Annotated in this window: 15 protein-coding genes and 1 tRNA gene; 10 read left to right on the top strand and 6 right to left on the bottom strand. The window is 73.7% G+C overall.

Going from position 1 to position 25,159, the window contains the following annotated elements; translation table 11 throughout:
* Positions 1-82 precede the first annotated feature (82 nt).
* On the bottom strand, positions 83-979 hold the full coding sequence (locus AB0399_RS16355; RefSeq protein WP_366411749.1) for a LysR family transcriptional regulator: 897 nt from the start codon (positions 977-979) through the stop codon (positions 83-85).
* 113 nt (positions 980-1,092) lie between these two features.
* On the opposite strand from AB0399_RS16355, the gene AB0399_RS16350 reads away from it, so the two are divergent.
* A complete protein-coding gene (locus tag AB0399_RS16350; protein WP_366411748.1) occupies positions 1,093-2,580 on the top strand; it encodes an MFS transporter in 1,488 nt (495 codons plus the stop codon).
* A gap of 257 nt (positions 2,581-2,837) precedes the next feature.
* Positions 2,838-2,912 (top strand) — tRNA-Trp (locus AB0399_RS16345).
* Positions 2,913-3,031: 119 nt separating this feature from the next.
* Here the strand turns inward: AB0399_RS16345 and AB0399_RS16340 are convergent.
* From AB0399_RS16340 to AB0399_RS16330, 3 genes are all read right to left on the bottom strand, one after another.
* Positions 3,032-3,673 (bottom strand): hypothetical protein, encoded by a 642-nt coding sequence (locus tag AB0399_RS16340; RefSeq protein ID WP_329362085.1) that lies wholly within the window; start codon positions 3,671-3,673, stop codon positions 3,032-3,034.
* 162 nt (positions 3,674-3,835) lie between these two features.
* Positions 3,836-6,418 (bottom strand): PQQ-binding-like beta-propeller repeat protein, encoded by a 2,583-nt coding sequence (locus AB0399_RS16335; RefSeq protein WP_366411747.1) that lies wholly within the window; start codon positions 6,416-6,418, stop codon positions 3,836-3,838.
* A 218-nt stretch (positions 6,419-6,636) separates the two neighbouring features.
* Positions 6,637-7,677, bottom strand: a complete 1,041-nt coding sequence (locus tag AB0399_RS16330; RefSeq protein ID WP_366411746.1) for a helix-turn-helix domain-containing protein — start codon at positions 7,675-7,677, stop codon at positions 6,637-6,639.
* Positions 7,678-7,873: 196 nt separating this feature from the next.
* Here AB0399_RS16330 and AB0399_RS16325 point away from each other — a divergent pair, with 196 nt between their 5' ends.
* From AB0399_RS16325 to AB0399_RS16315, 3 genes are all read left to right on the top strand, one after another.
* Positions 7,874-12,079 (top strand): hypothetical protein, encoded by a 4,206-nt coding sequence (locus AB0399_RS16325; protein ID WP_366411745.1) that lies wholly within the window; start codon positions 7,874-7,876, stop codon positions 12,077-12,079.
* A 487-nt stretch (positions 12,080-12,566) separates the two neighbouring features.
* Positions 12,567-16,160 (top strand): protein kinase, encoded by a 3,594-nt coding sequence (locus AB0399_RS16320; protein WP_366411744.1) that lies wholly within the window; start codon positions 12,567-12,569, stop codon positions 16,158-16,160.
* A 2-nt stretch (positions 16,161-16,162) separates the two neighbouring features.
* Positions 16,163-17,377 carry an FHA domain-containing serine/threonine-protein kinase gene (locus AB0399_RS16315; protein WP_366411743.1) on the top strand — a complete coding sequence of 405 codons (1,215 nt, stop codon included), beginning with the start codon at positions 16,163-16,165 and terminating at the stop codon, positions 17,375-17,377.
* A gap of 42 nt (positions 17,378-17,419) precedes the next feature.
* Here AB0399_RS16315 and AB0399_RS16310 read toward each other — a convergent pair whose 3' ends face one another.
* Positions 17,420-18,508, bottom strand: coding sequence for a zinc-binding dehydrogenase (locus tag AB0399_RS16310; protein ID WP_329362074.1), 1,089 nt, complete (start codon positions 18,506-18,508; stop codon positions 17,420-17,422).
* A gap of 122 nt (positions 18,509-18,630) precedes the next feature.
* Between AB0399_RS16310 and AB0399_RS16305 the strand changes: the two genes are divergently transcribed.
* Complete coding sequence (locus AB0399_RS16305) at positions 18,631-19,530, top strand: LysR family transcriptional regulator (protein ID WP_366411742.1); 900 nt, start codon at positions 18,631-18,633, stop codon at positions 19,528-19,530.
* A gap of 130 nt (positions 19,531-19,660) precedes the next feature.
* Here the strand turns inward: AB0399_RS16305 and AB0399_RS16300 are convergent, their stop codons facing one another.
* Positions 19,661-20,710 carry a LacI family DNA-binding transcriptional regulator gene (locus AB0399_RS16300; RefSeq protein WP_328472670.1) on the bottom strand — a complete coding sequence of 350 codons (1,050 nt, stop codon included), beginning with the start codon at positions 20,708-20,710 and terminating at the stop codon, positions 19,661-19,663.
* A 182-nt stretch (positions 20,711-20,892) separates the two neighbouring features.
* Between AB0399_RS16300 and AB0399_RS16295 the strand changes: the two genes are divergently transcribed.
* The 4 genes from AB0399_RS16295 to AB0399_RS16280 all read left to right on the top strand — a co-directional run bounded on the left by AB0399_RS16295 (position 20,893) and on the right by AB0399_RS16280 (position 24,928).
* The gene (locus tag AB0399_RS16295; protein WP_366411741.1) at positions 20,893-22,191 is read left to right on the top strand and encodes an ABC transporter substrate-binding protein; all 1,299 of its coding nucleotides are present in this window, start codon (positions 20,893-20,895) and stop codon (positions 22,189-22,191) included.
* A complete protein-coding gene (locus AB0399_RS16290; RefSeq protein ID WP_366411740.1) occupies positions 22,191-23,174 on the top strand; it encodes a sugar ABC transporter permease in 984 nt (327 codons plus the stop codon). The genes AB0399_RS16295 and AB0399_RS16290 overlap by 1 nt, the downstream gene beginning before the upstream one ends.
* Positions 23,164-24,072, top strand: coding sequence for a carbohydrate ABC transporter permease (locus tag AB0399_RS16285; protein ID WP_329362066.1), 909 nt, complete (start codon positions 23,164-23,166; stop codon positions 24,070-24,072). Before AB0399_RS16290 ends, AB0399_RS16285 begins: the two co-directional genes overlap by 11 nt.
* Before the next feature lie 88 nt (positions 24,073-24,160).
* Positions 24,161-24,928, top strand: a complete 768-nt coding sequence (locus AB0399_RS16280) for an SDR family oxidoreductase (protein WP_366411739.1) — start codon at positions 24,161-24,163, stop codon at positions 24,926-24,928.
* Positions 24,929-25,159: the final 231 nt, after the last annotated feature.

The following is a 25,159-nucleotide window of genomic DNA, read 5'->3' as shown; positions in this document are numbered from 1 at the left end:
CGTACCGGCCGCCGGATCGGGCCGGCCGTGACCCGCCCGTCGTGACCCGCGCGTCGTGACTGCTCGCCGTGGCGGCCGGTCGTCACCGACGGTCGTCGGTCCGCTGCTTCGTCACCTGGAGCACGGCGGCGAGCAGTTCCTCGGCGGCCGGGCGGGCGGAGGGGTAGGGCAGGACGAACGACGTGGGTTCCAGGATCGGCCGGTTCGGCTCGACGAACGCCACGGCGGCCGAGTCCGCGTGCGCGGTGTGCGCGGGCAGCACCGTCCAGCACTGTCCCGCCGCGACCGGGCCGAGCAGGATGTCCTGCGCCGTGACGAGTGTGGGGCCGGGCCTGGGCGTGAAGCCGGCCGCCTTGCACGCGTCGGTGATCAGGTCGAACGTGTCGGGGTTCTCCTCGCGGGTCGTCCTCGACAGCGGCAGGTCGGCGAGGCCGACCAGGCCGGCGGCGGCCTGCGCGCGGCCGGCGGGTACCGCGAGGAGCAGCGGCTCGTCCCACAGATGACGCACCCTCAGGCGCGGGCTCCTCGGCACCGCCGCGACGAACGCGGCGTCGAGGTCGCCGCCCAGCACCGCGTCGACCTTCTCCGGGGCCGACCGGGTCGTCGTCAGGTGCACCGTGACGGCCGGGCGCCGCTCGCGGAACTCGGTGAGGATGTCCTCCAGCCGGCGGCCGAGACCGGGGTTGCCGCCCAGGCGCAGCGTTCCCGTCGAGCCCGCCGCGAGGTCCGCCGCCGCGGTCGCGGCCCGGTCGACGGCGCGCAGCACCCGGCGCGCGTGCGGCAGGAAGGCTTCGCCGTCGGAGGTGAGCCTCGCCTGCCGGCGGGAGCGGTCGAACAGGTCGAGTCCGAGTTCGCGTTCCAGGCCGGCAATCTGCTTGCTCACCGCGGGCTGCACGATGTGCAGGTGCGCCGCGGCCCGGCCGAAGTGCCCGAACTCCGCGACAGCGACGAAATAACGCAGTTGCCGGAGCTCCATCATTGATCTCCATCGATTCCGTTCGGTGATGAGTCTACGGGCGCATCGGTCATTGACCACCCCTCGCCGAGCCCAGTGGACTGGTGACCGGACGAACGGGAAACCAGGGAGTGCGAGTGGTCGAATCAATCGCCGAACCCGATCCGGGGCGCGGCACGGACCCGCGGCGCTGGTCGGCGTTCGCGGTGTGCCTGATCGCCGGGTTCATGACGTTGCTCGACGTGAGCATCGTCAACGTGGCGATGCCGTCGATGCAGGCCGGGCTCGGCGTCTCCTCCGGCGAGTTGTCGTGGACGGTGACCGGCTACACGCTGGCCTTCGGACTGGTGCTCGTGCCCGCCGGCCGGCTCGGCGACGTGTTCGGACGCCGTACGCTCCTGCTGTCCGGCCTGGTGCTGTTCACCGTGACCAGCCTGGCCTGCGGGTCGGCGCTGTCCGGAGAGTGGCTGGTGTCCGCCCGGCTGGCCCAGGGGGTGGCGGGCGGGTTGCTCACGCCGCAGGTGGTCGGCGTGATGCAGCAGTTGTTCGTCGGGCGGGAACGCGGTGTCGCCTACGGCTGGTACGCCGCCATGATCGCGGCGGCGACCGCCGTCGGGCCGGTGGCCGGCGGGCTGATCGTCCAGGGAGCCGGGAACGCGAACGGCTGGCGGTGGGTGTTCCTGGTGAACGTGCCGATCGGCGTCCTCGCGTACGCCCTCGGGGCGCGTCGCATCCCTCACGACCGCCGGCGGCTCGACCGGACAGGCGGCCGTACCGTCCGGTTCGACCCTGTCGGCGTGCTGCTGCTCGGCGCCGGCATCACCTCGGTCACCTTGCCGTTGACCTCCTTCGGCGGCGCCAAGCGGTGGCCGGCCGTCGGCCTCGGCGTGGTGGTCCTGGTCGGCTTCGCGGGGTGGGAGCGACGGTGCGGCCGGCGCGGCGGGCAGCCGCTGATCAATCCGGCGCTGCTGCGGCAGCGGTCGTACGTCTTCGCCGCGCTCATCGGGGTGCCGTACTTCGCCGGGTACAGCGCCATTCCCTTCATCACCTCGCTCTACCTCCAACAGGGGCTCGGCTACACGGCACTTGCCTCGGGTGCGGCCGGGGTGCCGTTCGCGGTCGGCGCCGCGGCCGGCGCCGCGTTGAGCGGACGGTTCGTCATCCGGCTCGGCCGGCTCCTGGTCCTGCTCGGCGCGGTCACCGTGGTGGTCGGGCTCGCCGCCACGGTCGCCCTGATCCGCACCGTGCACGGCACCCCGATCTGGCTGGTCCTGCTGGGGCCGTTCCTGCTCGCCGGCGCCGGCAGCGGGGTGGTCGTCGGGCCGAACCTGACGCTGGCGCTGCACGAGGTGCCCCCGTCCGAAGGCGGTACCGCCGCCGCGGCACTCCAGACCGCTCAACGCATCGGAGCGGCGGTGGGCCTCGCCGTCACCAGCTCGGCGTTCTTCGGCGCGCTGGGCGCGTCGCACCGACGGTTCCCCGCCGCGGCGGCCAAGGGGCTGCTGTACTGCATCGGTTTCATCGCGCTTGCCCTGGTCGTGGCCGCGGCCGACGTCGCCTTCGCCGCGCGCTCCACGTCCGAGCCGCCCGCGGCCTCCCCCGAACCGGCAACGCTCAGCCGCTGACGCCGGCCGTACGGGGCGCTCCCGCTCCCGCCGCGGATCACTGCTCGGCGAGCGGCGCCCCCGGCCACGGAACGAAGCCGCGCGACTGGTCGAACCGGAACGGTGCACCGGGGCGCGCGGGCGCCCAGCCGACAACCAGGGCCCGCCGCGCGGGGCGGGACCAATCGGTCGTGACGGTCCTTCGGTCGGCCCGCGCCGCCAGGGGCACCGGAAGCCGGAGCTGTCCGCGGCGCGGGGGCCTAGGATTCCGGCTGGGCGAAGCCGTAGCGCAGCGGTCGACGCGCGCGGTCTCCAAAACCGCGAGGACGCCGGTTCGAATCCGGCCGGCTTCGTCCACCTCGCCCGGCCGGTCGCCTCCTCCGACACGTTTCCGCTCGCGGAGGGGGCCGGGACCTCTGGCAGCGGCGGGGCTTTCGGGCACTGGGGAGCCGGCCGAGCCGAGCCGGCGAGGTCACTGCGGGGCGCCGCTGACGGCGGCCTGCGGGCGGTAGGAGAGCACGGGGTCCGCCCACCCCCCGAGGCGGCGGCTGAGCCCGAACCGCCGCGGCAGCCACCAGCGCCTGCGCACGCACCCCGCCGCGGCGTGCGACCACTCCGGACCGGACAGATCCTCCACGCCCCACCAGGTCTTGACCGCCTTCTCCCCGTGGAGTTTCAGCAGCGGCCATCGCGGCAGGTGCAAGCCGACGTGGAACATCGACACGTCGTCGCCGCACTTGGTGGTGTAGAAGAACCGGTGGACGTCCGTACAGCTCGCGCCCAAGCCGCAGTCGAGACCTTGCGTGCTCCCCAGCCACGCCAGGGCCAGCCTGCCGCCTGCCGGAATCGACGGCACCAGGACCGGGTTGAACCACGTCTCGTGGGCCAGGCCGCGGCCGAGACCCGTGCGGAGCGACTGCGCGACGACGACGTTCGTGGCGGGGCCGGCGCCGACGTTGACCAGCCACCACTTCGGCTCGCCGGTCGTTCCCTGGCCGCTCTCCCACATGAACTGGAGCACCGGCATCTCGGAGCGCCGGTCCGACGCGTACGCGAGGAAGAGCGATCCCAGCGACACGAGTACGGCCAGCACCGAGATCGACAGCGTCAGCATCGTCCCCCCATACGGCGAGCGGCAGTTGGAACCACAGGCAGTGTGCCCGCCGACGGGGCCGGTGGGGGCGGGGTCGCGGGGGGACTCCCGCGCGCGGTGCGGCAGCCGGCCGGTGTCCGGGGCAACCCGGCCGTCCACCGGCTGCCGCAGCGGGCGATTGGGTCAGCGCCGGGTGGTGAGGGCGTAGAGGTTGCCGTCGTAGGCGGTGACGAGGAGGAGGTGGTCGGCGACGGCGGGGGTGCCGTCGACGGGGGCGCCGATGTCGACGGCGGCGCGCTTGGCGCCGGTGGCCTTGTCGAAGGCGTAGAGGAAGCCGTCCATGGAGCCGATCCACACCAGGTCGCCGGCGACGGTCGGGGAGGAGACGATCGCGGCGCCGGTCATCACGCTCCACTTCTGGCCGCCGGTGGCCTTGTCGACGGCGGTGACCCGGCCGTCGGTGAACCCGACGTAGACCGTGCTGCCGTCGACCGCCGGGGAGGAGCCCATCTGCGCGGCCTCGTGCACGGAGGGGCCGGTGGAGGTGAAGCGCCACTTCTCGGCGGCGGTGGTGGCGTCCCGGGCGACCAGGATGTTGCCGAACGCGCCCGCGTACGCGGTGTCGCCGTCGACGGCGGGCGTGGAGTGGGTCAGGGCGCCGAGCTGGCTGGAGGCCGCGAGGCGGGTACCGGTGGCCCGGTCCAGGATGACGAGTTCGGAGGGGTTGGAGTTGATGTAGACCTTGTCGCCGACCACGGTGGGGGCGGTGCTGTTCCACCAGCCGCCGTCCAGGGGCGCCGACCACAGGACGCGGCCGCTGAGGGCGTCGATGGCGCTGCACTGGGGGGTCGACCCGTAGCCGATGGCGTACACGGTGGTGTCCACGACGGTGGGGGAGGTGTACGCCCAGCCGCCGAGGGTGGCGTTGACGCCGGGCAGCATCAGGCTCCAACGCTGCTTTCCGGTACGGGCGTCGACCGCGTGCAGCAGGCCGTACACCTCGGTGGCGTAGACGGTGTCGGCGCTGACCGCGGGGGTGCCCTGGATCTGGGAGCGGGTCGGGAAGCGCCACAACTGCCCGCCGGTGGCGGTGTCGACGGCGATCAGGCCGTTGCCGGCTTCGGCGTCGTTGTCCCAAGTGCCCCAGTAGGCCACGCCGGAGGCGATGACCGGGGAGCTCATGACGGTGGCGGCGCCGGAGCGGTGGCTCCACAGGAGGTCCAGCTCGGGGCCGACCCGGCCGGCGGCGATGCCGGTGTGGGCGGGGCCGCCGTGGAACTGCTGCAACTCGGGCCGGTTGGCGACGGCGGGGACAGCGGCGGGCGCGGCGGTGACGGTGAAGGTGGTCTCCGCGCTCCAGTCGGTGTTGCCGCGGGCGTGGACGCGCAGTCGCGCGGTGTGCCGCCCGAGGCCGAGCTGCCTGGTGTTCCAGGGGGCCGACCAGGTGAACAGGCCGGTGCGCTTCAGGTCGTTCCAGCCACCGCGGTCGTCGACGCGGAAGCGGACCCACTCGATCTCGGCCGAGGTGTCGAACACGTTGACCTGGAAGTCGGTGCGCGTGCGGGCGACGGTCTGCCCGGGCAGGGGGTTGAGGAACGCGGTGCGGCGCTCGTAGTCGTAGGGCCGGAAGGTGCTCCTGACTCCCTTGCTGGTGACCGCGAACTCGCGGTAGCCCATCGGGCTCTGGTCGTCGTTGTAGTTCGACGAACTGGTGTTGTACTGAACCGTGTTGGGCGCGATGCGCTCGGAGACGTAGTTCGCGTGGCTGTGGCCGTTGAGCAGCGTGCGCGGTCCGTAGGGGGCCAGCGCGTCGAGGTACGCCTGGAGTTGGACGGTGGAGCCGCCGGCCGCGGGGGTGTCCCAGGGCTCGTGGGTGGCCACGATCAGCTTCTTCATCCGGCCCTTGGCGTCCCGCGCGTGCAGCTTCAGATCCTGCTGGAGCCAGGCGAGTTGCTCGGCGACGCCGAAGCCGCCGTTGTTCTCCAGCACGACGAAGTGGCAGCCGCGGTAGTCGAAGGAGTACCACTCCGGGCCCAGGTAGGAGCGGTAGCGGTCGGTGCCCAACGAGCCGCCGCCACCGTGGTCGTGGTTGCCGACGACCGGCCACACCGGCAGTGGCGAGTTCTTCAACGCGGCCAGCAGCCCCTGGAACATCCCGTCCGCGCCGTCGAAGGACAGGTCGCCGGTGTTCAGGATGAACGCGGGAGCGGCCGTCAAAGCGCCGATCTGCTCCAGGTAGCGGCTGATCCGGCCGATCGCGGCACCCTTGTCGTCGCTCGGCGGCTCGGGGATGTCGATGGTGTTCACATGGGTGTCGGAGATCTGGGTGAAGGTGAACGCGCTGCCGCCGGCGGCGTGGTCGCGGTCGAGGCCGAAGTCGGCGGTCGCCTGGGAACCGGCGCTCAGGGCGCCGACCCGGCGGTAGAAGCGGGGGACGCGGTACTGGTCGAGCGGCGCGGTGTAGCCGTCGGGCACGCAGACGAAGACGATGGTCTGCGCGCGGCGGCCCGGGTCCACACTCAGGTGGTACGCCCCGTCGCGGTCGGTCAGGACGGTCTGCACCCCGTCGCTGACGGCGACCCCCGCGATGCCGGGGTTGCCGTGGCCCGCCGTCCCGTTCTTCCTGCGGTCCAGGTACACCACCCCCGAAACCGTCGCGGTGGCGCCGGAGTCGGCGGCTGCCGACCCGCTCAGCGCCGGGGAGATGTCCAAGGTGAGCGCGGCGGCCGCGGCGGCGCCCGCGCCCATCAACGTACGTCGGCTCATGTCGTGGTTGCACATGGCCTCCACCCTCGGCCGCACCGGCGTAGGCCCCGCGAGGAGCGGCGAACCGGCACGTGAACAGCCTCTGAAATCTGGACTAGACCCGTTATCTGTTCGTTATGGAACGGGAGGCGCGGGGGTGCGGTGGACGGAGCAAGGCGCCCTGAGCGCAAGGTCTTTGGTCGTGCGGGGGTGCGGTGGGGCGGCGCGAGGTCACACCGTCACACCCAGCCGCGGCGGGCGGCGGCCAGGGCGGCCTGGAAGCGGGTGGTCGCGCCGAGGGCGGTCATCAGGGCCTGGATGCGCCGCTGCGTGGTGCGCGGGCTCCACCCCTGGGTTCTGGCGATCGCGGCGTCGGTCAGCCCGGAGGTGAGGAGCATGAGCAGGGTCCTGGTCTCCTCGCTCGGCGCAGCCGACGACCCGGCGGACCCGGCGGACCCGGCGGACCCGGCCCCCGCGGCCCCCGGCGCCCCCGCGGCCCCCTGCGACAGCCCCGGCCCGCCCGTGCCGAGCGGCACCGCCCGGTCCCACTCCGCCTCGAACAGCGCCTCCAGCGCCGCCAGGATCGGGGACGGGTGGACCAGGTACGCCGCGGAGTGACCGCCGGCCGACAGGCTGAACGGGATGAGCGCCGCCACGTCGTCGCGTATGACGAGCTTCAACGGCAACTCGCCGCGCACCCGCGCCTGTTCACCGGCCTGCACGCTCGGCAGGATGTCGTCGAGCAGCCGGCCCGGCCACGCCACCGCGTCACGCGAGTAGATCACCCGGTGCGCCACCCCGATGCGCTGCCGCCGCAACTGGTGCTGGAGGTTGCTGCCCGGCCGGTCGATGTACGGCGGCAGGTCGAACGCCCGCACCTCGCGCTCCGCCTCGTTGATCAGCCGTCCGGCGGCCGCGCTGATGTCGTCACGGTGGGTGAGCAACTCCACCGCGATGTCAGGGTCGTTGATGCGCAGCGCCTCGCGGTGCGTCTCCGCGAGGCGCTGCACCAGCGTGCGCGCCGCGTCGAGCCGGCGCTGGCGGTCCTGGATCAGCGCGGTGACCGCGACGTCCGGCGGGGCGGCGGTGAAGCGCGGCGGCCTGCCGCCCGCCCGGATCGCGAGGCCCTTGGCGACCAGCGCCGCGAGCACCTTCGCGACGGCGGCGGTGCTGCCGCCGGACGCCTCGGCCAGCTCCGAGGCGCTGGACCGGGGAAGGCCGACCAGCGCCGTGTAGACGCGCTCTGTTTCCGCACCGAGCCCCAGGACGTCAAGTTTCATGGTTTCTCCGTACTCGTGTGGCGGCCCGCAGCCACCTGGCACAACCAGGCCAACGTGAACATCTTGCGCATGATCCACCGCAGTTGGCATCTTCCACCGCACAGGGTGTCGTTCCCGTGTCGACGCAGCCCCGGAAGCGCCGCCCGTTCCTTCCCTGTGCGCCCGCACTCGCACTCCCTCCGTCGGAAGGTGTTCCATGCACCGCTCCAACCTGCCGGGCAGCGCGCCCGGCCGCGCACGTGCCGCCGTGGTGGCGGTCGTCGCGGCCGTCGCCACCGCCGTGGCCGCTCCGACAACGGTGTCAGCGGCGACCCCGCACCCTCAGGCGTTCTCCGCGCCGGCCGCGCCGGACGCATCCGGCTCGACCACCTCGACCACCTCGACCGCCTCCTCGGCGAACCCCTCCACCGACCTGCCCGCCCCGGCCCTGTCCCCACTCGGCAAGGCCGCCGCACCGACCCCGCCCCCGCCCCAGCGCCAAGGCGTCGTGCCGGGACAGGTGTTGGTGACCCTGGACGCCGCGACCTCGGTGACCGGGAGCGGCGTGCCCGGCACCCGGATCGCCGCGCGCCGGCCCGACACCAGCAACTCCGCGCTCGACACGCGGCTGAAGTCGGTCGGCGCGCAGTCACTGAGCCCGCTGCTGCCCGGCGTGTCCGAGTCCGCCGCCGAGACGCTGACCGGTGCCGCCCGCAGCCGGCTGGGCACCGCCGCACCCGACCTCGGCCGGACCTATGTGCTGCGCACCTCCGGGAAGGACGCGGCAGCCGTGGCACGGGAGTTGGCGAAGAGCCCCGGCGTGGTCGCGGCCGAACCCGACCGCTACGTCAACACCATGAACAGCGGCGCGCAGCAGCTCCCGAAGGGGGCGACCGCGCCCGGCACGGCGGCGCACACCCCCGCCGCGAAGGCCGCCCCCGGCACGCCCGGCAAGCCCGGCAAGCCCGGCACCTCCGGCACCGCCTCCCTCCCCGCCAACGACACCCTCGCCGACTCCGCGCAGGCGTTCCTCGACGCCGGCGGCGTCGACGCGGTCGGCGCCTACTCCCTGCTGGGCGGCGAGTTCGGCCAGCAGCCCGGCGCCGGCGAGACCATCACCAACGTGTCGATCGGCGACCTCACCGACCAGTCGATGGCCGACGCCGGCGACACGTACGTCCAGGGCAACGGCCCGACCACCGTCCTCCAGCACGGGCAGCGCTACCTCGACCTGCCGTCGATGCCGCTGATCCCGGCGTACGTCGCCAAGGACTCCGGCGGCCTGGACGGCGCCGCCTCCACCGAGCAGCAGGACCCCTCCCTCGACGAGGTCATGCTCGACTTCGGGGTGATGGCGCCGCTGCCGCACGACCAGCAGCGCGACGGCGCGACCGGCAGCGGCTACACCGACCTGCTCGGCATCGCACCGGGCGCGAACTACCGGCTGGTGGTGCCCGAGCAGCCGACCACCGACCGTATCGCCGGGGCGCTGCTGGCCGCGGCCGACCAGTCGCCCAAGCCGGACGTGATCACCGCGAGCCTCGGCTTCGGCACCGACTCCCAGGGACTGCCCGGCCGTTACCTGGAGGACGACCCGGTGATCCGCTCGGTCGTCGCGTCGATCGTGCAGCGCGACCACATCGTGGTGTCGATCTCCTCCAACGACGGCACCCGGCTCTACACCCCGGCCGCGGTCGGCCCGGACGGCGGCAGCACCCCGACCGACACCGCGCCGGGCCACTCGCCGGCGACCACCATCGACGACGACGCGCTGTCGACCACGCCCACCCGGGTGCCGGACACCGGCGCCATAGCCGCCGGCGGCAGCACGCTCGACGACACGCTCGCGCAGGGCACCAGCGGCCCGGCCACCACCGCCGAGACCCGGCTCAGCGGCTTCGGCAGCTTCTCCTCAGGCTTCGGCAGCCGGGTCGACCTGTCGGCGCCCAGCGACAACATCCTCGCCTTCTCGCACGCCGCGGGCGGCTCCGCGCAGGACGTGAACGTCTCGCTCAACGGCGGCACTTCGGCCTCCGCCCCGGAGATCGCCGCGGCGGCCGCCGTGGTGCTTCAGGCCGGCCGGCTCGACGGCCGCGAGCTGAGCCCGCAGCAGGTCCGCGACCTGCTGGAGCAGACCGGCCGCGCGGTGCCGACGCCGCCGCAGATCGACCGCACGCTGCACGTCGGCCCGCAGATCGACGTGACCGCCGCCGCCGAGCGGGCGCTGGGCCGCAAGGCGCCGGCCCGCCCGGCACTGGTGCGGCTGTCGGTCGCGCACCGGGTCACCCAAGGCGGCCTGGGCGGCACCTTCCTGGAGGGCACCGACCAGGACCGGATCGACCTGGGCGACATGGCCTCGGGCGGCGACGGCGAGGGCCTGGTCGGCCCGATCACCTTCGCCGGCGACGTGACCGGCCTGACCGGCGGCCGGACGTCGTACACCCTCACTGTCGGCCACACCGTCCTGCGCTCCGACTCGCCCGCGATCCGGGTGACGCCGAGCCGGCTGCTGGCCGCCGCGGGGCTGCCGGTGGTCTCCGGAACGGACCGGCAGGTCACCGTCACCTACGCGGTGGTCAGCGGCGGCCGCACCGTCGCGAGCCGGCAGCGTACGCTCACCGTCGGCCCGAGCGACGGGCGTTACGCCGAGGCGGCCGCTCCCACCGCGCCCGCCGTGGTCGCCGCCGGGCACGCGGTGACCGTCTCCTACGACCTGACCGGGGTGGCGAAGACCTCCAGCCCGCAGCTGGTCGTCTCCACCGCGGGCCACTGGAACCCGCAGCTCGCCCCGCTGTTCACCGCCGCGTGGCACCAGGAGCTGACCGCGGACAAGGGCACCGTCACCATCCCGGCGTCCGCGTTCGACGACGGCGGCGGCATCTACGGGATCGGCATCGCGCAGTTCGGCTACGGCGGCAACCCGCAGCTCACCGGATACGGCGAGTTCGCCCCGATCCGGGTCGCGGGCGCCACCGCGGCCCAGCGCCCCGACGCCCCGCTGCTGTCCGCGGCCGGCGGCGCGGCCGGCCACACCGCCGAACCCACCCGCGCCGCACCGCGGTTCGACGTGCGCTACGACGTGCGTACGGTGCCGGGCGCGCACAGCGCGGAGCTGGAGTTCTCCGCGCCGGCGCCCACCGCGTTCGGCTCGGTGAACACGTTCACCAACGCCAACGGCACCGGGCTCGACGACGACGGCGTGGACACCCCCTCGGCCGCGCACCGGGTGCTGCCCGGTACGTCCGGGACGGTCCGGCTGGACGCGTCCGCGCTCGGCCTGGGCAGCTCCGACGGCTACGGGGTGCGGGTCCTCGCGCTGGACCGCGCCGGACACGTGGTCGGCCAGGCGTCCCCGCTGTCCTCGCTCGCCTTCGACGACGGACTCGCCCCCGACGGCTCGTCGGTGAGCGGCTTCGCGGCCGACGGCGACCACTCGGTGGTGGCCCTCACCACCGCGTCCGGCGGCACCGAGGTGCGGCACTACGCGACGGCGACCGGCCGCTACGGGGCCGTCATCACCGCCGACACCGCGGCCGGTTCCGCCTACCAGGTGGTGGGCGCCACGACCGACCGCGTGCTGCTCGTGCACCGCTCCGCACCGGGCGGCGACCTGCGGGTCGAGACGTGGGACACCGCGTCCGGCACGCTCGTGGGCTCCACCGTGCTGCCCGCCGCCGAGGACACCTACGTCACCGGCCGGGTGGACGCCGCGCACGGCCGCGGCGCCCTGCTGCTGCACGGCGCCGACAGCGCCGACCTGGTGCTGCCGGTCGACCTGTCCACCGGGACGGCGGCGGCGCCCATCCCCGCCGACCTGCCCGGCGTGCTCGTCGGGTCGTACGGGCTGCTGGCCGTCGACACCTCCACCGGGGCGGTGTTCCTGGCCCGCCCGGCCGGGCCGTTCAACTGCCTGGGCAGCGCCACCGTCGCCCGTGTCGACCTGGCCGCCCGCACGGTGACCGCGGCCGGCAGCACCTCGGCGTGCAGCCACGGCATCGCCTCCGACGGAAACGGCACGCTCTACAACCTGTTCGCCACCGCGATCAGCGTGAACATCGTGCCCACCGGCGTCATCTCCGGCACCGACGAGACCACCGGAGCCACCGCCGGCGACTCGGTGACGGTGCGACTGGGCAAGCCGGCCGCGCTCGCGGTCGACGGCACCCACAAGATCGCCGTCGTCTCCTACTCCTCGCCCGCCGGCACCGCGTACTTCGGGGCGGGCATGTGGGTCCCGGACAACAACGCGAGCGGCCGGCTGGTCGTGGTGGACCTGACCACGGGCAAGGTGCTGCGTACGCTCACCGGCTTCACGCTCGGCGGACACGCCTCGCCCGCCGACGCCATCCAGCTCGACCCGTCGACGCGGACGGGGTGGACCTTCGGGGCGTACGACCAGCAGATCCAGCAGTTCAGCTACTGATCGCGGCCGATCACGGCTGACGGCGGCCGATCACGGCCGATCACGGCCGACGGCGGCCGATCGCGGCGGAACCGGCCGGCCCGGCCCACCAGGCCGATCCGGCCGGTCACTCAGGCCGGTGCCCGGGGCAGACCCCCCGGGCACCGGCCTTCCGCGTGCGCCGGCGACGCAAAGCGTGAAACAGCCGGCCGCTCGTGCCGTGACCGGAAGGGTGCACCGGTTCGCGGCGCCCGGCACGGCACCTCGCCGCGTTGTCGCAGCCGTCCGAGTACGCCCGGTACGAGGACGATCCTCCGCCCTGCGACGCATCGCACCGGACTCCGCGAACCGGGCAAACCTTTCCGGCCACGGCACTAACCTGACGTCGGTGAGTTGACGTCATATCGGGGGAGGGTCGGCCGGATGCCGCTGCGCTACTGCCTTCACGTCGGCGACGCGGGGGCCGCCCCGCCGCCGTCGCCGCCCGGCCCCGCCGGCTGAGGCCGCCGTGGCACGCGGACCCGCCCGTATCTGGGCACCCGGCGACACCGTCCTCGGGCTGTACGAGATCCTCGACGTGGTGCGTGACGGCGGGATGGGCCTGGTGCACCGGGTCCGGCACCGTGACTGGCAGGTGGACCTCGCCGTGAAGACCCCGCGCCCCGACCGGGTGCGGACACCGGACGACCGGCGGCGGTTCGAGAACGAGGCGGGCACCTGGGTCGGACTCGGGCTCCATCCGCACACCGTCAACTGCGTGTACGTGCGCACCATCGACGGGCTGCCCCGGGTGTTCGCCGAGTGGGTCGACGGCGGCAGCCTGGCGCAGGCCGTACGCGGCGGCGGGCTGTACGAGGGCGGCCACCGGGCCGCGCTCGGCCGCGTCCTGGACATCGCCGTGCAGATGGCCTGGGGGCTGGCGCACGCACACGACAGCGGGCTGGTCCATCAGGACGTCAAACCGGCGAACGTGATGCTCCAGGCGGACGGCACGGCGAAGGTCACCGACTTCGGCCTGGCCGGGGGACCGGCGGCGAACCGGCCGGAGGCGGCGGAGCCCCCGGCCGGCGACCCACTGACCGCGACGTACGCCGGGATGACACCCGCCTACTGCTCCCCGGAACAGGCGGCGGCCGGCGCGGGGCGCGGCGCGGCCCGGCTGACCGCGGCGACCGACGTGTGGTCCTGGGCGGTGAGCGTCCTGGAGATGTTCGCCGGACGCCGCCTCACCGCCCGTGGACAGGTCGCCGGGGAAGCGCTGGCGACGTTCCTGCGGGACGGCGGCGCCGAGGACGCCCGGGTGCCTCAGATGCCCGCCGGGGTCGGCGAGTTGCTGAGCCGGTGCTTCGCCGAGGACCCGGCGGCCCGGCCGTCCGGCTTCGACGAGATCGCGGCGACGCTCGGCGAGGTGTACCGCGCGGCCCTCGGCACCGCCCATCCGCGGCCCGCGCCCAGGCCGGTGCGCCTGCTGTCGGACGGCCTGTCCAACCAGGCGCTCTCGCTGCTGGACCTGGGCAGGGCCGAGGAGGCCGAGGCACTGTGGCGACAGGCGTCGGGCGCCGATCCGAACCATCTCCCGACGCTGTACAACTTCGGCCTGCACCGCTGGCGTTCGGGCCGCGTCACCGGCGAGCAGGCGGCCTCCGACCTGGCGGCGGCCCGTGTCGCCGGCGCCCCGGCCGGCCTCGGCGCCCTCCTGCTCGGCTGCCTGGAGCTGGAGCGCCACGAGGACGAGCGGGCCGGGGAGTTGCTGCGCGAGGCGGCCGCCGCGGACCCGGACTCGCCGGACGCAGCGGTGGCGCTGGCCGAGCTGGCGCGCCGGCCGCCGCCGGTCCGCACCGACCTCGACGGCCACACCGAGGAGGTGTCGGCGGTCGCCGTCACCGCCGACGGCCGCCTCGTGCTGTCCGGTGACCGCGCGGGCCGGCTGGTGGTGTCGGTGCCCGGCGAGCGGCGCCGAAGGCACGCGCGGCGCACCCTGACCCGGAACGGGCCGGCCGTCGTGCACCTCGCCGTGGACGCGACGGGCACCCGGGGAGCGGTGGCCCGCGCGGACGGTGCCGTCGAGATCTGGGACCTGGCCCGGGGCCGCCGGCGCATCCTGTTGCAGGACGAGCACTCCGCCGTCCGCGCGCTGGCGGTCAGCGGCGAAGGCCGCCACGTGGCCGTGGGACACCAGGACGGCACCATCTGGCTCTGGGAACCGGATCGGATGAGCGCCGGAGCCACCATCGTGCGGGCGCACGACGGCCCGGTCACCTCGCTCGCGCTGAGCCGTACCGGCAGCCGCGCCGTGTCCGCGTCCTTCGACGACTCCGGCCGGGACGGCACCGTCCGCACCTGGAACATGGCCGGGCCGCGGCTGCTGGCCACCCTGGTCGGTCCGGTCCGGGGGACTTTGCACGGCAGGGACGTGCGGGCCCACGGGTTGGACGTGGTGGGCATCTCCCCGGACGCCCGCTGTGCCGTGGTCGCCTGGTGGGACGGGCCGCTCACGGTGTGGGACGCCCGCCGTGGCGAGGTGGTGAGCGAAGTGCCGCACCGGTTGCGGCACATCAGGTCCATGGCGGTCGCCTCGGCCGGCCCCACCCTCCTGACCGCCGGCGACGCCGGGGTGCCGATCCAGGCGTGGGCCCCGACCACCGGCCGCTGCCTGCGCACCCTCGACCGGGAGGTGCCGTCGGCCGCGCGCTCGGTGAACTGCGCGGCGCTGGTGGCGAACGGGCGGGTGGCCGTGCTCGGCGGCCGCTCCACGGTCGTACTGCGCTCGCTGCCCGGCACCGGCTACCGTGCCCCGTGGTGCTACGCCCGCCCGAGGCCGGCCGGTGAACTCACCACCGCGGAAGAGACGTTCCGCGAGCTGATCGCACGTGCCCGCGACCTCGCGGACGCGGCCCGCTACGCGCCCGCCGCCGAGACGCTGCGCGCCGCACAGCAGGTGCCCGGCTTCGCCCGCCATCCCGAGGTGCGCCAGCAGTGGGCCAGGGTGGGCGCGCACGGCCGCAGGGCAGGTCTGGTCGGCGCCTGGGGGCTGTACGCGTACAACGGGCACCGGCAGTTCACCCAGCCCGCCACCACCGTGCTCGACCATGACGGAACCCTGCTGGCCACCGGGCGGTGGAGTGGCGAGGTGGATGTCTGGGACGTCGGGGCCGGGGAGCGGCTGCACACCTTCGACCACGGTGAGGGCGGCCACGCCAAGGACATCCGGTTCGCCCTCGACGGGCGAGTACTGGCGGTCCTGACCAACACGGGCACCATCCGGCTGCTGAGCCTGGAGGACGGCGGCAAGTACCTGCTCACCGACGAGTTCGGCCGGATCAGCACGTTCGCGCTGAACCCCGCGGGCGACCGGATACTCATCGGCGACGCGGGCGGCACGGTGCGGCTGCGCGACCTGCCCGGCTGCACCGTCCTGCGCGAGCTCCGGGCGCACGGCGGGAGGGTGGGCGCGGTGGCGCTCAGCCCCGACGGCAGGTTCGCCGCCACGCACGGCCTGACCCGGCCGGCCGCGGACACCTCGTTCCGGCCCTCGGGCGAGCACGAGGTCCATCTGTGGCCGCTGGACGCGGACCGCCCCGCCTGGACCCTGCCGTCCCGATCGAGCGACGAGGAGTTGGACTTCAGCCCGGACGGGCGGACCCTGTTCCTCTCCGCCGGCCTGATGACCACGGCGTTCGACGTGGCGAGCGGGTCGCCGCAGTACTCGGTCCGGGGCGGCGGCGCGTTCGCGATCGGCCAGACGGCCGGCGCCTTCAGCGCCGACGGCAGGCTGGCCGCCTCCCCGGGCCGCGGCGCGGTGCAGGTGTGGGAGACCGCGACCGGCCGGGTGCTCCACTCACTGCCCTGCGGTATGCCCTACTCCTTCACCCTCAGCGCCGACGGCGCGTTCGCGATCACCGGCGGCTGGGACGGGCTGGTCCAGGTGTACGACCTGCGTTCGGGACGCTGCCTGCGGACGCTGGAGGGCCACGAGGCCGCCGTCGGCGGGATCGAGCTGAGCCGGGACGGCGCCCTGCTCGCCACCACGGACCTGGGGTCGAACCTGCGGGTGTGGGAGCTGGCCTGGGACTTCACCCTCGCACCCGCGGACGGGGAGTGACCGTGCCGTGGACCGCGGTGCTCGTCGTCACCACCGGGCGGACCGGCGACGGGGCCGAACTCACCGACGAGCACGTGTTCACCGAGCGCGCCGACTGCCTGCTCGGGCGCGGCCGGGACGCGCGTATCCGGATCGCCGCCGAGCAGCACAAGGTGTCCCGCCGGCACTGCCTGGTCGAGGTCCGGCCGCCGCACGCCTTCGTGCGCGACCTGGGCAGCCGCAACGGCACCCACGTCAACGGCGAGCGGATCGACGAGGCCGCCGGCGCACGGGAGTTGGCGGACGGGGACGAGCTGCGCGCGGGCGGCACGACCGTGCGGGTGGTGCTGCGCCCCGACGTCCGCACCGACCTGCCGCCCGGACTGCGCGTCCTGCGGGAGCTGGGAAGAGGCGGGCAGGGCGTGGTCGAACTGGCCCGGCACGCACGCTCCCGCAGGCTCGTCGCCGTGAAGTCGCTGATCCCGCAGGGCCACGTCGACCCGGCCGCGCGCGAGGCGTTCCGCCGGGAACTCGACTGCACGAAGGCGCTGCGCCATCCGCACATCGTCCGCTTCCACGACAGCGCCGCGCGCGACGGCGTGTTCTGGCTGCTGTGCGAGTACTGCGCCGGCGGCAGCGTCGCCGACCTGGTGCGGCGCAGCGGTGGCCGGCTCCCCGTCGAGACGGCCGTCCCCCTGGCGCTCCAGGCCCTGGAGGGGCTCGCGTACGCCCACGAGGCCGAGGTCACGGTACGCCGCGCCGACGGCGGGGCGGCGGTCGCGCGCGGACTGGTGCATCGTGACATCAAGCCGCAGAACCTGCTGCTGGACGGTCCCGGCCGGCAACCGGTGCTGAAGGTCGCGGACTTCGGCCTGGCGAAGGCGTTCGACTACGCCGGCCTGTCCGGGCGCACCCACACCGGTGCGGTCGGCGGCAGCATCGCCTTCATGCCGCGCCGCCAGCTGCTCGACTACAAGTACTCCCGGCCCGACGTCGACCTGTGGGCGACCGCGGCCTGCCTGTACTGGATGCTGACCGGCCACACGCCACGCGACTTCCCCCCGGACGTGGACCCCGCCGAGATCGTGCTGTGGGAGCCGCCGGTGCCGGTGCGCACCCGCGTGCCGTCGCTGCCACGCGGGCTCGCCGAGCTGATCGACACCACCCTCGACGAGTCGGCCGGCACGGCACCGTCCTCGGCGTCCGAGCTGGCCTCGGCGTTGCGACGGACGCTGTGAGCGGGCCCGCCGTCTTCCGTCTGCCGTCTGACGTAACGGCGGTCAGCCGGCCGGCGGGACGAGGACCGTGCGGTCGAACGGTCCCGGGTGCGCCGCGGCGTACGCGACGGCGTCGTTGACCGCGTCGAGCCCGAAGGACCGGACGCGTTCGGGGGCGAGGTCGAGCGCGCCCGACGCGAGCAGCCGGACGATGCCCACGTTCGCGGAGCGCGGATACATCCACTGCCCGCGCACGGTGATCGAGTTGCGCATGATCCACCGGTACGGGAGCGCGAGGTCCTCGCCGCCGAGCATGCCGACGCCGCCCATCAGGACGACGCGGCCGTTCTCCCGTACGGTCATGGCGGCGGTGCGCGTCACGGAGCCGGGCGCGCGCGGCGGCAGCAGGTCGATCACCATGTCGACCGGGCCGCCGGCTGCCGCGGACATCGCCGCACGGTCGGCGGCCTCGTCCCCGGTCAACCGGACCGGTCGCACGCGCGGGCCGAACCGGTCGGCGAGCAGGTCGAGCGCGGCCTGGTTCCGGCCCGGTGCCACCACTCGCCCCGCCCCCATCGCCAGGGCGACCGCGACCGCGCTGCTGCCGAGGTTCCCGGTGGCCCCGCTGACGAGCAGCGTCTCACCGGCTTCGAGCCCGCCGGCCAGCAGCCCGCCGTAGGGGATGGCGTGCACGGTGAGCGCGGCCCAGCGGGCCGGATCGGACCGCGCCGCCGCGGGCAGCGGGAAGACGTTCTCGGTCGGCACCCGCATCGACTCGGCGAACGAACCGTCGTGCAGGTGCTCGGCGAGCCGCGCGCCGCCGTCGCCACGGGAACTCCAGCCCTGCAACGTGATGTCGGGGGCCAGGGCGTCGTCCCGGGAGCGCACGGTCGAGTCGCACCACACCAGGTCGCCGGCCCGCAGCCGGGTGGCGTCCGGCCCGACGTGGACCACCCGGCCCACACCGCCGACACCGGGCACGACGGGAGGGACCAGCGGGTAGTTGCGCTCGCCGCTGAAGACCTCGGCGGTGTACGGAGGTACGCAGGCGGCCAGCACGTCGACCACCACCTCACCGCCGCCCGCCTCGGGGGCGGGCACCTCCCGCACCGTGAGCGGCGCGCCGAACTCCGTGAGAACCGCTGCTCGCACGTGATGACCTCGTCTTTCGTCCGTGATTCCGGGTCTGTCCTCCGCGTTTCCGGTATCGACGCTACGACCGGGGCGGTCATGCGGGAAGCGACGATCGAGCATGCGTGGTATGCCTGGTGCGCATGGACATCTCCAGTGCGGGCCTGCGGGTCCTGCGGCAGATCGCGGAGTCCGGCAGCTTCACCGCCGCCGCGGCCCACCTCGGCTACACGCAGTCGGCCGTCTCGCGCCAGGCGGCCGCCCTCGAACGGAACGCGAACGCCGCCTTGTTCGAGCGCCACGCGGACGGGGTGCGGCTGACTCCCGCGGGACTCGTCCTGCTGCGCCACGCCCGGACCATCCTGGACTCCGTCGCGGACGCCGAGCGCGAACTCGCCGGCGCCGGCTCGCGGACCGAGGTGGTGCGGCTGGGCACGTTCCCCAGCGCGGGCTGGACCGTCCTGCCCGACGTGCTCGACCGGCTCTCGGCCCACCCGCGGATCACCGTGACGACGAGCGAGGGCAGCACGCCCGCCCTGATCCGGGCGCTGCGCGCCGGCTCGACGGACCTGGCCCTGCTGACCTCCCGCCCGCCGCACAGGCCGTCGGACGGCGAGTCGCCGCGCCTGCGCCTGGAGACCGTCGAGGACACCGAACTGGCCGTCGCGGCGGCGTCGGACGGGAAGTTCGCCGGCCGCACCGCGGTGCACGTCGACGAACTCGTGGACGCCGCCTGGATCGCCACCCCCTCCTCGTCCGCGCAGCCGCTGCTCGGGGTCTGGCCGGGCCTGCCCGGGCGGGCCCGCGTCGCCCACCACGCGGCCGACTGGCTGACCAAACTCCGGCTCGTCGCACGGGGGTTCGGCGTGACGACGGTGCCCTCCCGGTCCTCGGCGGCGCTGCCCCCGGGTGTGATCCTGCTGCGTGTCGAGGGCGCGCCGCCCGAGATCCGCCGGGTGCTGCTGGCCCGCCTTCCCGGCCGCCCCACCCCCGCGGTCGAGGCTGTCACCCGCGCGGTCATGGCGGCTTCGACCGGCGGGTGACGGACCTCCGACCGGCGGGTGACGGCCCTTCGACCCGGCGGCGCACGGCGCACCGGTGGCGCCGCCTTCCGGTGGGGCGCCCGGCCGCCCGCGCGGTCAGGGCCTCGCCGTCAGGGCCCGCGCCCCGCTGTCAGGACCGTGGCGCGGGGGCCGGGCCGGTCGAGCCGCGGACGACGAGTTCGGGCCGGTGCAGCACCGAGTGGCCGGCGGTGGCCGTCTCGGCCTCGGTCTGCTCGCGCAGCTTCGCGAAGGCGCCCGTGGCCATCTCGGCGATCGGCTGGCGGACCGTGGTCAGCCCGGGCATGGCCATCTGCGCCAGCATGATGTCGTCGTACCCCACGACCGAGACGTCCCGGCCGACTTCGAGGCCCGCGTCGCGCACCCCCGCGCAGACGCCCAGCGCGCAGACGTCGTTGATGGCGACGATCGCGGTGGGCGGATGCTCCCCGTCCAGGAGTTCGCGGGCCGCGGTACGGCCCATCTCCGCGGAGTCGCGGTCGTCGAAGTTCGCGGTGGCGGCGGCCGAGGAGACGGTGATGGCGTCCTCCGGCAGCCCGGCCGCCTCCAGCGCCTGCCGGAAGCCGCGGTACCGCTCGGAGCGGTTGACGCTGCCGATGGAGCCGGAGACGAACCCGAAGCGGCGGTGGCCGAGTTCGATCAGATGGCTGCCGGACATCTGCGCGCCGAGCACGTTGTCGGTGCCGACGTTCACCACGGTCGACGGGTCGCCCGGCTGCGCGGTGCGGTCGAACGCCACCAGCGCCAGGCCGCGTTCGACGACCGGGCGCAGGTGGTCGAGCGAGGGCAGCGAGGAGCAGAGCACCACCCCGCCGATGCCGTCGTCCCACAACTCCTCGACGTAGCCGCGCTCGCGGACCGGATCGCGCTCGCTGTTGCAGAGCAGCACGTAGAACCCGTCGGCGAGCGCCGCCGCCTCGAAGTGCCGGGCGAAGGTCCCCCAGAAGGGGTTGGCCACCGACGGCACGATCAGGCCGACCGTCTGCACCCGCCCGGTGCGCAGTTGCCGCGCGGCCCGGTTCGGGCGGTAGCCGAGCTTCCGTATCGCGGACTCCACCCGCTCCCGGGTCTCCGGCTGCATCTTGGCGTGCCGCCCGTTGAGGAGGTTCGAGACGGTGCTCGGCGAGACGCCCGCTTCCGCCGCCACCTGGTAGATCGTCACACCACTCAAGGCCCCACCCTCACTCGCGCTGATAACCAATGTGTTTCACACATGTTGACACTCTCTGGTGACATTTCTAGTCTGCTCTGCAACGCAGCCAAGTAAATCGATGCACTGGCGTCAGCGCAAGACCAAGCGAGTCTTCTACCACGGCGATCCTGCTCGCCGACGGGAGTTCAGCCATGCCTCCAACACGCTCAGCAGCACTGTCCCGCAGACACTTCCTCGGCCTCGGTACGGCAGCGGCGGCCGGCGCCGCGCTCGCCGCGTGCGGCGGTCCGGCGCCGAACTCGTCGGGCGGCGGCGGAGGAGGCGGCACGCTCCGGATGATCACCCCGATCTTCGACCGCTCCGACGGCCAGAAGCTGCTGGAGTCGCTGATCGCCGACTTCCGGAAGACCAACCCGGGGGTCACGGTCCAACCGGACTACACCAGTTACAGCAAGCTCAACGAGAAGCTCACCACCTCGATCGTCGGCGGCATGCCGTACGACGTGATGCTGATCGGGGTCGGCTGGATACCGCCCTTCGCCAAGAAGGGGGTGCTCGCCGACCTGGAGACCAGCGCGGCCGAACTGGGCAAGGTCTACAACTCCCGGGTGGTCGAGGCGGGCGTCTACGACGGCAGGACCTACGCGCGGCCGGTCGTCCTCGACACCCGGCTCGGCATCTACCGCAAGGACATCCTGGCGGCGGCCGGCATCACCGCGCCGCCGAAGGATCTCACCGAACTCAAGGACATGGCAAAGGAGTTGACGGTCCGTAAGGGCGGCACCCTGCAACGGGCCGGGGTGGACATCCTCAGCAACGACATCCGGCAGACCTTCCTGCCGCTGATGTGGGCCTTCGGCGCCGACCTGTTCAAGGACGGCAAGCCCGCCTTCGACTCCCCGGAGGCGATCGACGCGCTCCAGTGGATGGTGGACGTCGTCCGCAACGACAGGATCGAGGACTACGGCTTCTCCAGCACCAGCGCGGTCGCCGCCCCGCTCACCCAGGGCCGGGCCGCGATGGCGGTCGGCCACAACGACCTGTGGCGGCAGATGGAGGCGGCCGCGCCCGACCTGATCAAGGAGGACAAGGTCGCCGGGTTCACCCTCAACCAGGCCCGCCCGGCGATGTTCCAGGGCGGCACCCTGGCCACCGTCGCGGCACGCTCCAGCCACCGTGAGGAGGCGAAGAAGCTGGTCGAGTTCATCTCCAGCGCGCAGGTCTCCCCGCAGGCCGCGCAGCAGCGCGGCAACCTCCCCGCCGTCAACAGCGCCGCCGACTCCGCGTACGTCAAGGACGACAAGCTCGTCGGCTTCGCCATGAAGAACCTCGACCACGCCTTCTCCGAGGGCGGCGTGCCGTCCTGGCTGGAGATCCGCGACGAGTTCAAGCCCGCGCTGGAGAGCGCGCTGCTCGGCCGGACCACCCCGGCCAAGGCGCTCCAGGGGCTGGCCGAGAAGGCCCGGGCGATCATGGCCAAGGACGCCTGATGGCCGCGCCCACCGCGCAGGCCTCGCACCCCCGCGGCGGCCCACCGCCGCCGCGCGGCTTCCCGCTCCCGTCGACACGGCGGCACGGCGGCGGCCGGCGGCCGAAGTTCGGGCGGGACCGCCGCCGGGTCGCGCTGCTCATGCTCACCCCGGCCACCATCCACCTCGTGTGGTGGATCGGCGTACCCGTGGCCGCCACGTTCGTGCTCGCGTTCATGAACTACGACATCCTCGCCGGCACCGCCACGTTCACCGGCCTGGACAACTTCCGGGCGATCTTCTCCGACAGCACCTGGAACGCCTCGATCTGGCACACCGTGGTCTTCACCTTCTTCACCGTGCCGGTGGCGATGGCCATCGCGGTCGTGCTCGCGGTCCTGCTCAACAACAAGATCCGCGGGCGCGCCTGGTACCGGGCGGCGATCTTCATGCCGCACATCACCGCCACGGTGGCGATCGCGCTGGTGTGGATGTGGATGTTCGAGCCGCGGATCGGCATCTTCAACACGGCGCTGGGCTGGTTCGGCGTGAAGGGACCGGTGTGGCTCGGGGACCCGAGCTGGGCGCTGTTCGCCGTGATCATGGTGTCGATCTGGAAGGGCGTCGGCATCAAGATGCTCATCTATCTGGCCGCGCTCCAGGCGATGCCGCAGGACGTGTACGAGGCGGCCGCGCTCGACGGTGCCTCCAAGGCCCGCACCTTCTGGTCGATCACGCTGCCGCTGCTCAAACCCGCGACCTTCTTCGTGCTGGTGGTGTCGATCATCGACTCCTTCCAGGCGTTCGACCAACTCTACGTGCTGACGCCGGACGGCGGGCCGGCCAACTCCACGACCGTGATGACGTACGAGATCTACACCAAGGCGTTCAAGGAGTTCCAGATGGGCCAGGCGTGCGCGATGAGCGTGGTGCTCTTCGCCTTCCTGCTGGTGCTCATGCTGATCAGCCGGCGAGTGACGGGGAGGGAGGACGATGTCCGCTGAACCGATCCGGGGCCGGATACGGTCCCTCGACCCGCTGCTCGCACGGCGGCTGCGCAGGGCGGCACTGCACCTGGTGCTGCTGCTGGTCTCCCTGGCGATGATCGCCCCGTTCGTGTGGATGGTCCTCACCTCGGTGAAGACCGAGGCGGACCTCGCGTCCTATCCGCCGCACCTGCTCCCGCAGCACTGGCGGTGGTCGAACTACTCGACGGCACTGAGTTACGCGCCGTTCGGCACGTACTCCCTGAACAGCCTGGTGATCGCGGTCAGCCACACGGGGCTGAACCTGCTGCTCGCCTCGATGGCCGGATATGCCCTCGCCCGGGTGCCGTTCCGCGGCCGGACACCGCTGTTCATGGCGATCCTCGCCATGATGATGATCCCCACCTACACCAAGGTCGTGCCGCAGTACCTGATCGCGAAGGGCATGCCCTTCTTCGGCGGCAACGACTACCTCGGCCGCGGCGGGCACGGCTGGCTCGACTCGTGGTGGGGGCTGATCGTCCCCGGCGCGCTCACCCCGTTCGCCATCTTCCTGTTCCGGCAGTTCTACCTGTCGCTGCCGCGCGAACTGGAGGAGGCGGCCCGGATCGACGGACTCGGCGAGTTCGGCATCTACGCCAGGGTGATGACGCCGCAGGTGAAGCCGGCCATCGCGACGGTGGCGCTGCTGACCTTCGAGTCGAGCTGGAACAACTTCCTGTGGCCGCTGATCGTCACCAGCAGCCCCGACAAGCGGGTGTTGCAGGTGGGGCTGTCCAGCTTCCAGCAGTCCGACCAGAACGCGTGGGCCTACCTGATGGCCGGCACCACGATGGCCACCGTGCCGATGGTCGTCCTCTTCCTCTTCACCCAGCGCTACTTCGTGCAGGGCTTCGCCAACTCCGGCATCAAGTGACCGCGCCGCGAGGCCCGTTCACGACCCTTCCTCTCTTTCCTCGCACCCACCCCTCGCAGTTCACCCACCGCACACCAGGAGGACCCCCATGCCGTTCGATCTCACCGGGCGCCGCGCCCTCGTCACCGGGGCCGGCCGCGGGATCGGCGCCGCCGTCGCCCGCGGCCTGGCCGCCGCCGGCGCGGACGTCGCCGTCCACTACGGCCGCAGTGCCGAAGGCGCCGAACAGGTCGCCGCCGAGATCGCCGGACTCGGCCGCAAGGCCACGGCGCTGCACGCCGACGTCACCGACGGCGCCGAGGTCACCGCGCTCGTCGACGCGGCGGCCGGCTTCCTCGGCGGCCTCGACATCGTGGTGACCAACGCCGGCCACCTCGTGGCGCGGGTGCCGGTCGCCGAGATGACCGAGGACCACTTCCACGCCGTCATCGACGTCAACCTGACGGCCACCTACCGGACCGTGCGCGCCGCCGTGCCGTATCTGCGGGAAGCCGGCCGCCGCGGCCGGATCATCACGATGGCCTCCCAGGCCGCGCACGACGGCGGCGGACCGGGCGCGGCGGCCTACGCCGCGGCGAAGGCCGGCGTCGTCGGGTTCACCAAGGGCCTGGCCAAGGAGTTCGGCCAGGACGGCATCACCGCGAACTCCCTCGCCCCCGGCTTCATCGGCGACACCGCCTTCCACGGCACCTTCACGGCCCCGCAGGTCCAGGAGAAGATCGTCGGCGGCCTGCCGATCGGCCGCGGCGGCGTCCCGGACGACGTTGCCGGCGCGGCCGTCTACCTCGCCTCGGACGAGGCGGGTTACCTCACCGGGGCCACCTTCGACATCGGCGGCGGCGCGTGGCCGCGATGAGCGCGTCCGCGCGGGGCACGGCCGGCACGGCCGGTGGCACCGGCCGTGCCGCCACGCCCGGTGCGCCCGCCACGGCCGGCACGGCCGGCGGGGCGGAGGGTTCGGGCGGAGCCGACAGGACTGGCGACACGGGCGGGGTGATCAGGGTCGGTGAGAGCAGCGCGAGCGGCGGGGCCGAGGGTGTGGGCGTACCGGGCCTGCTCGCCGAGGTCGGCGGTGTCGGCGGGGCCG

Origin of the sequence: Streptomyces sp. NPDC088194, from assembly GCF_040702025.1 — a bacterium.
Classification (GTDB): domain Bacteria; phylum Actinomycetota; class Actinomycetes; order Streptomycetales; family Streptomycetaceae; genus Actinacidiphila.
The sequence above is the reverse complement of the archived record's forward strand: the minus strand, read 5'-3'. Positions and strand labels throughout refer to the sequence as shown.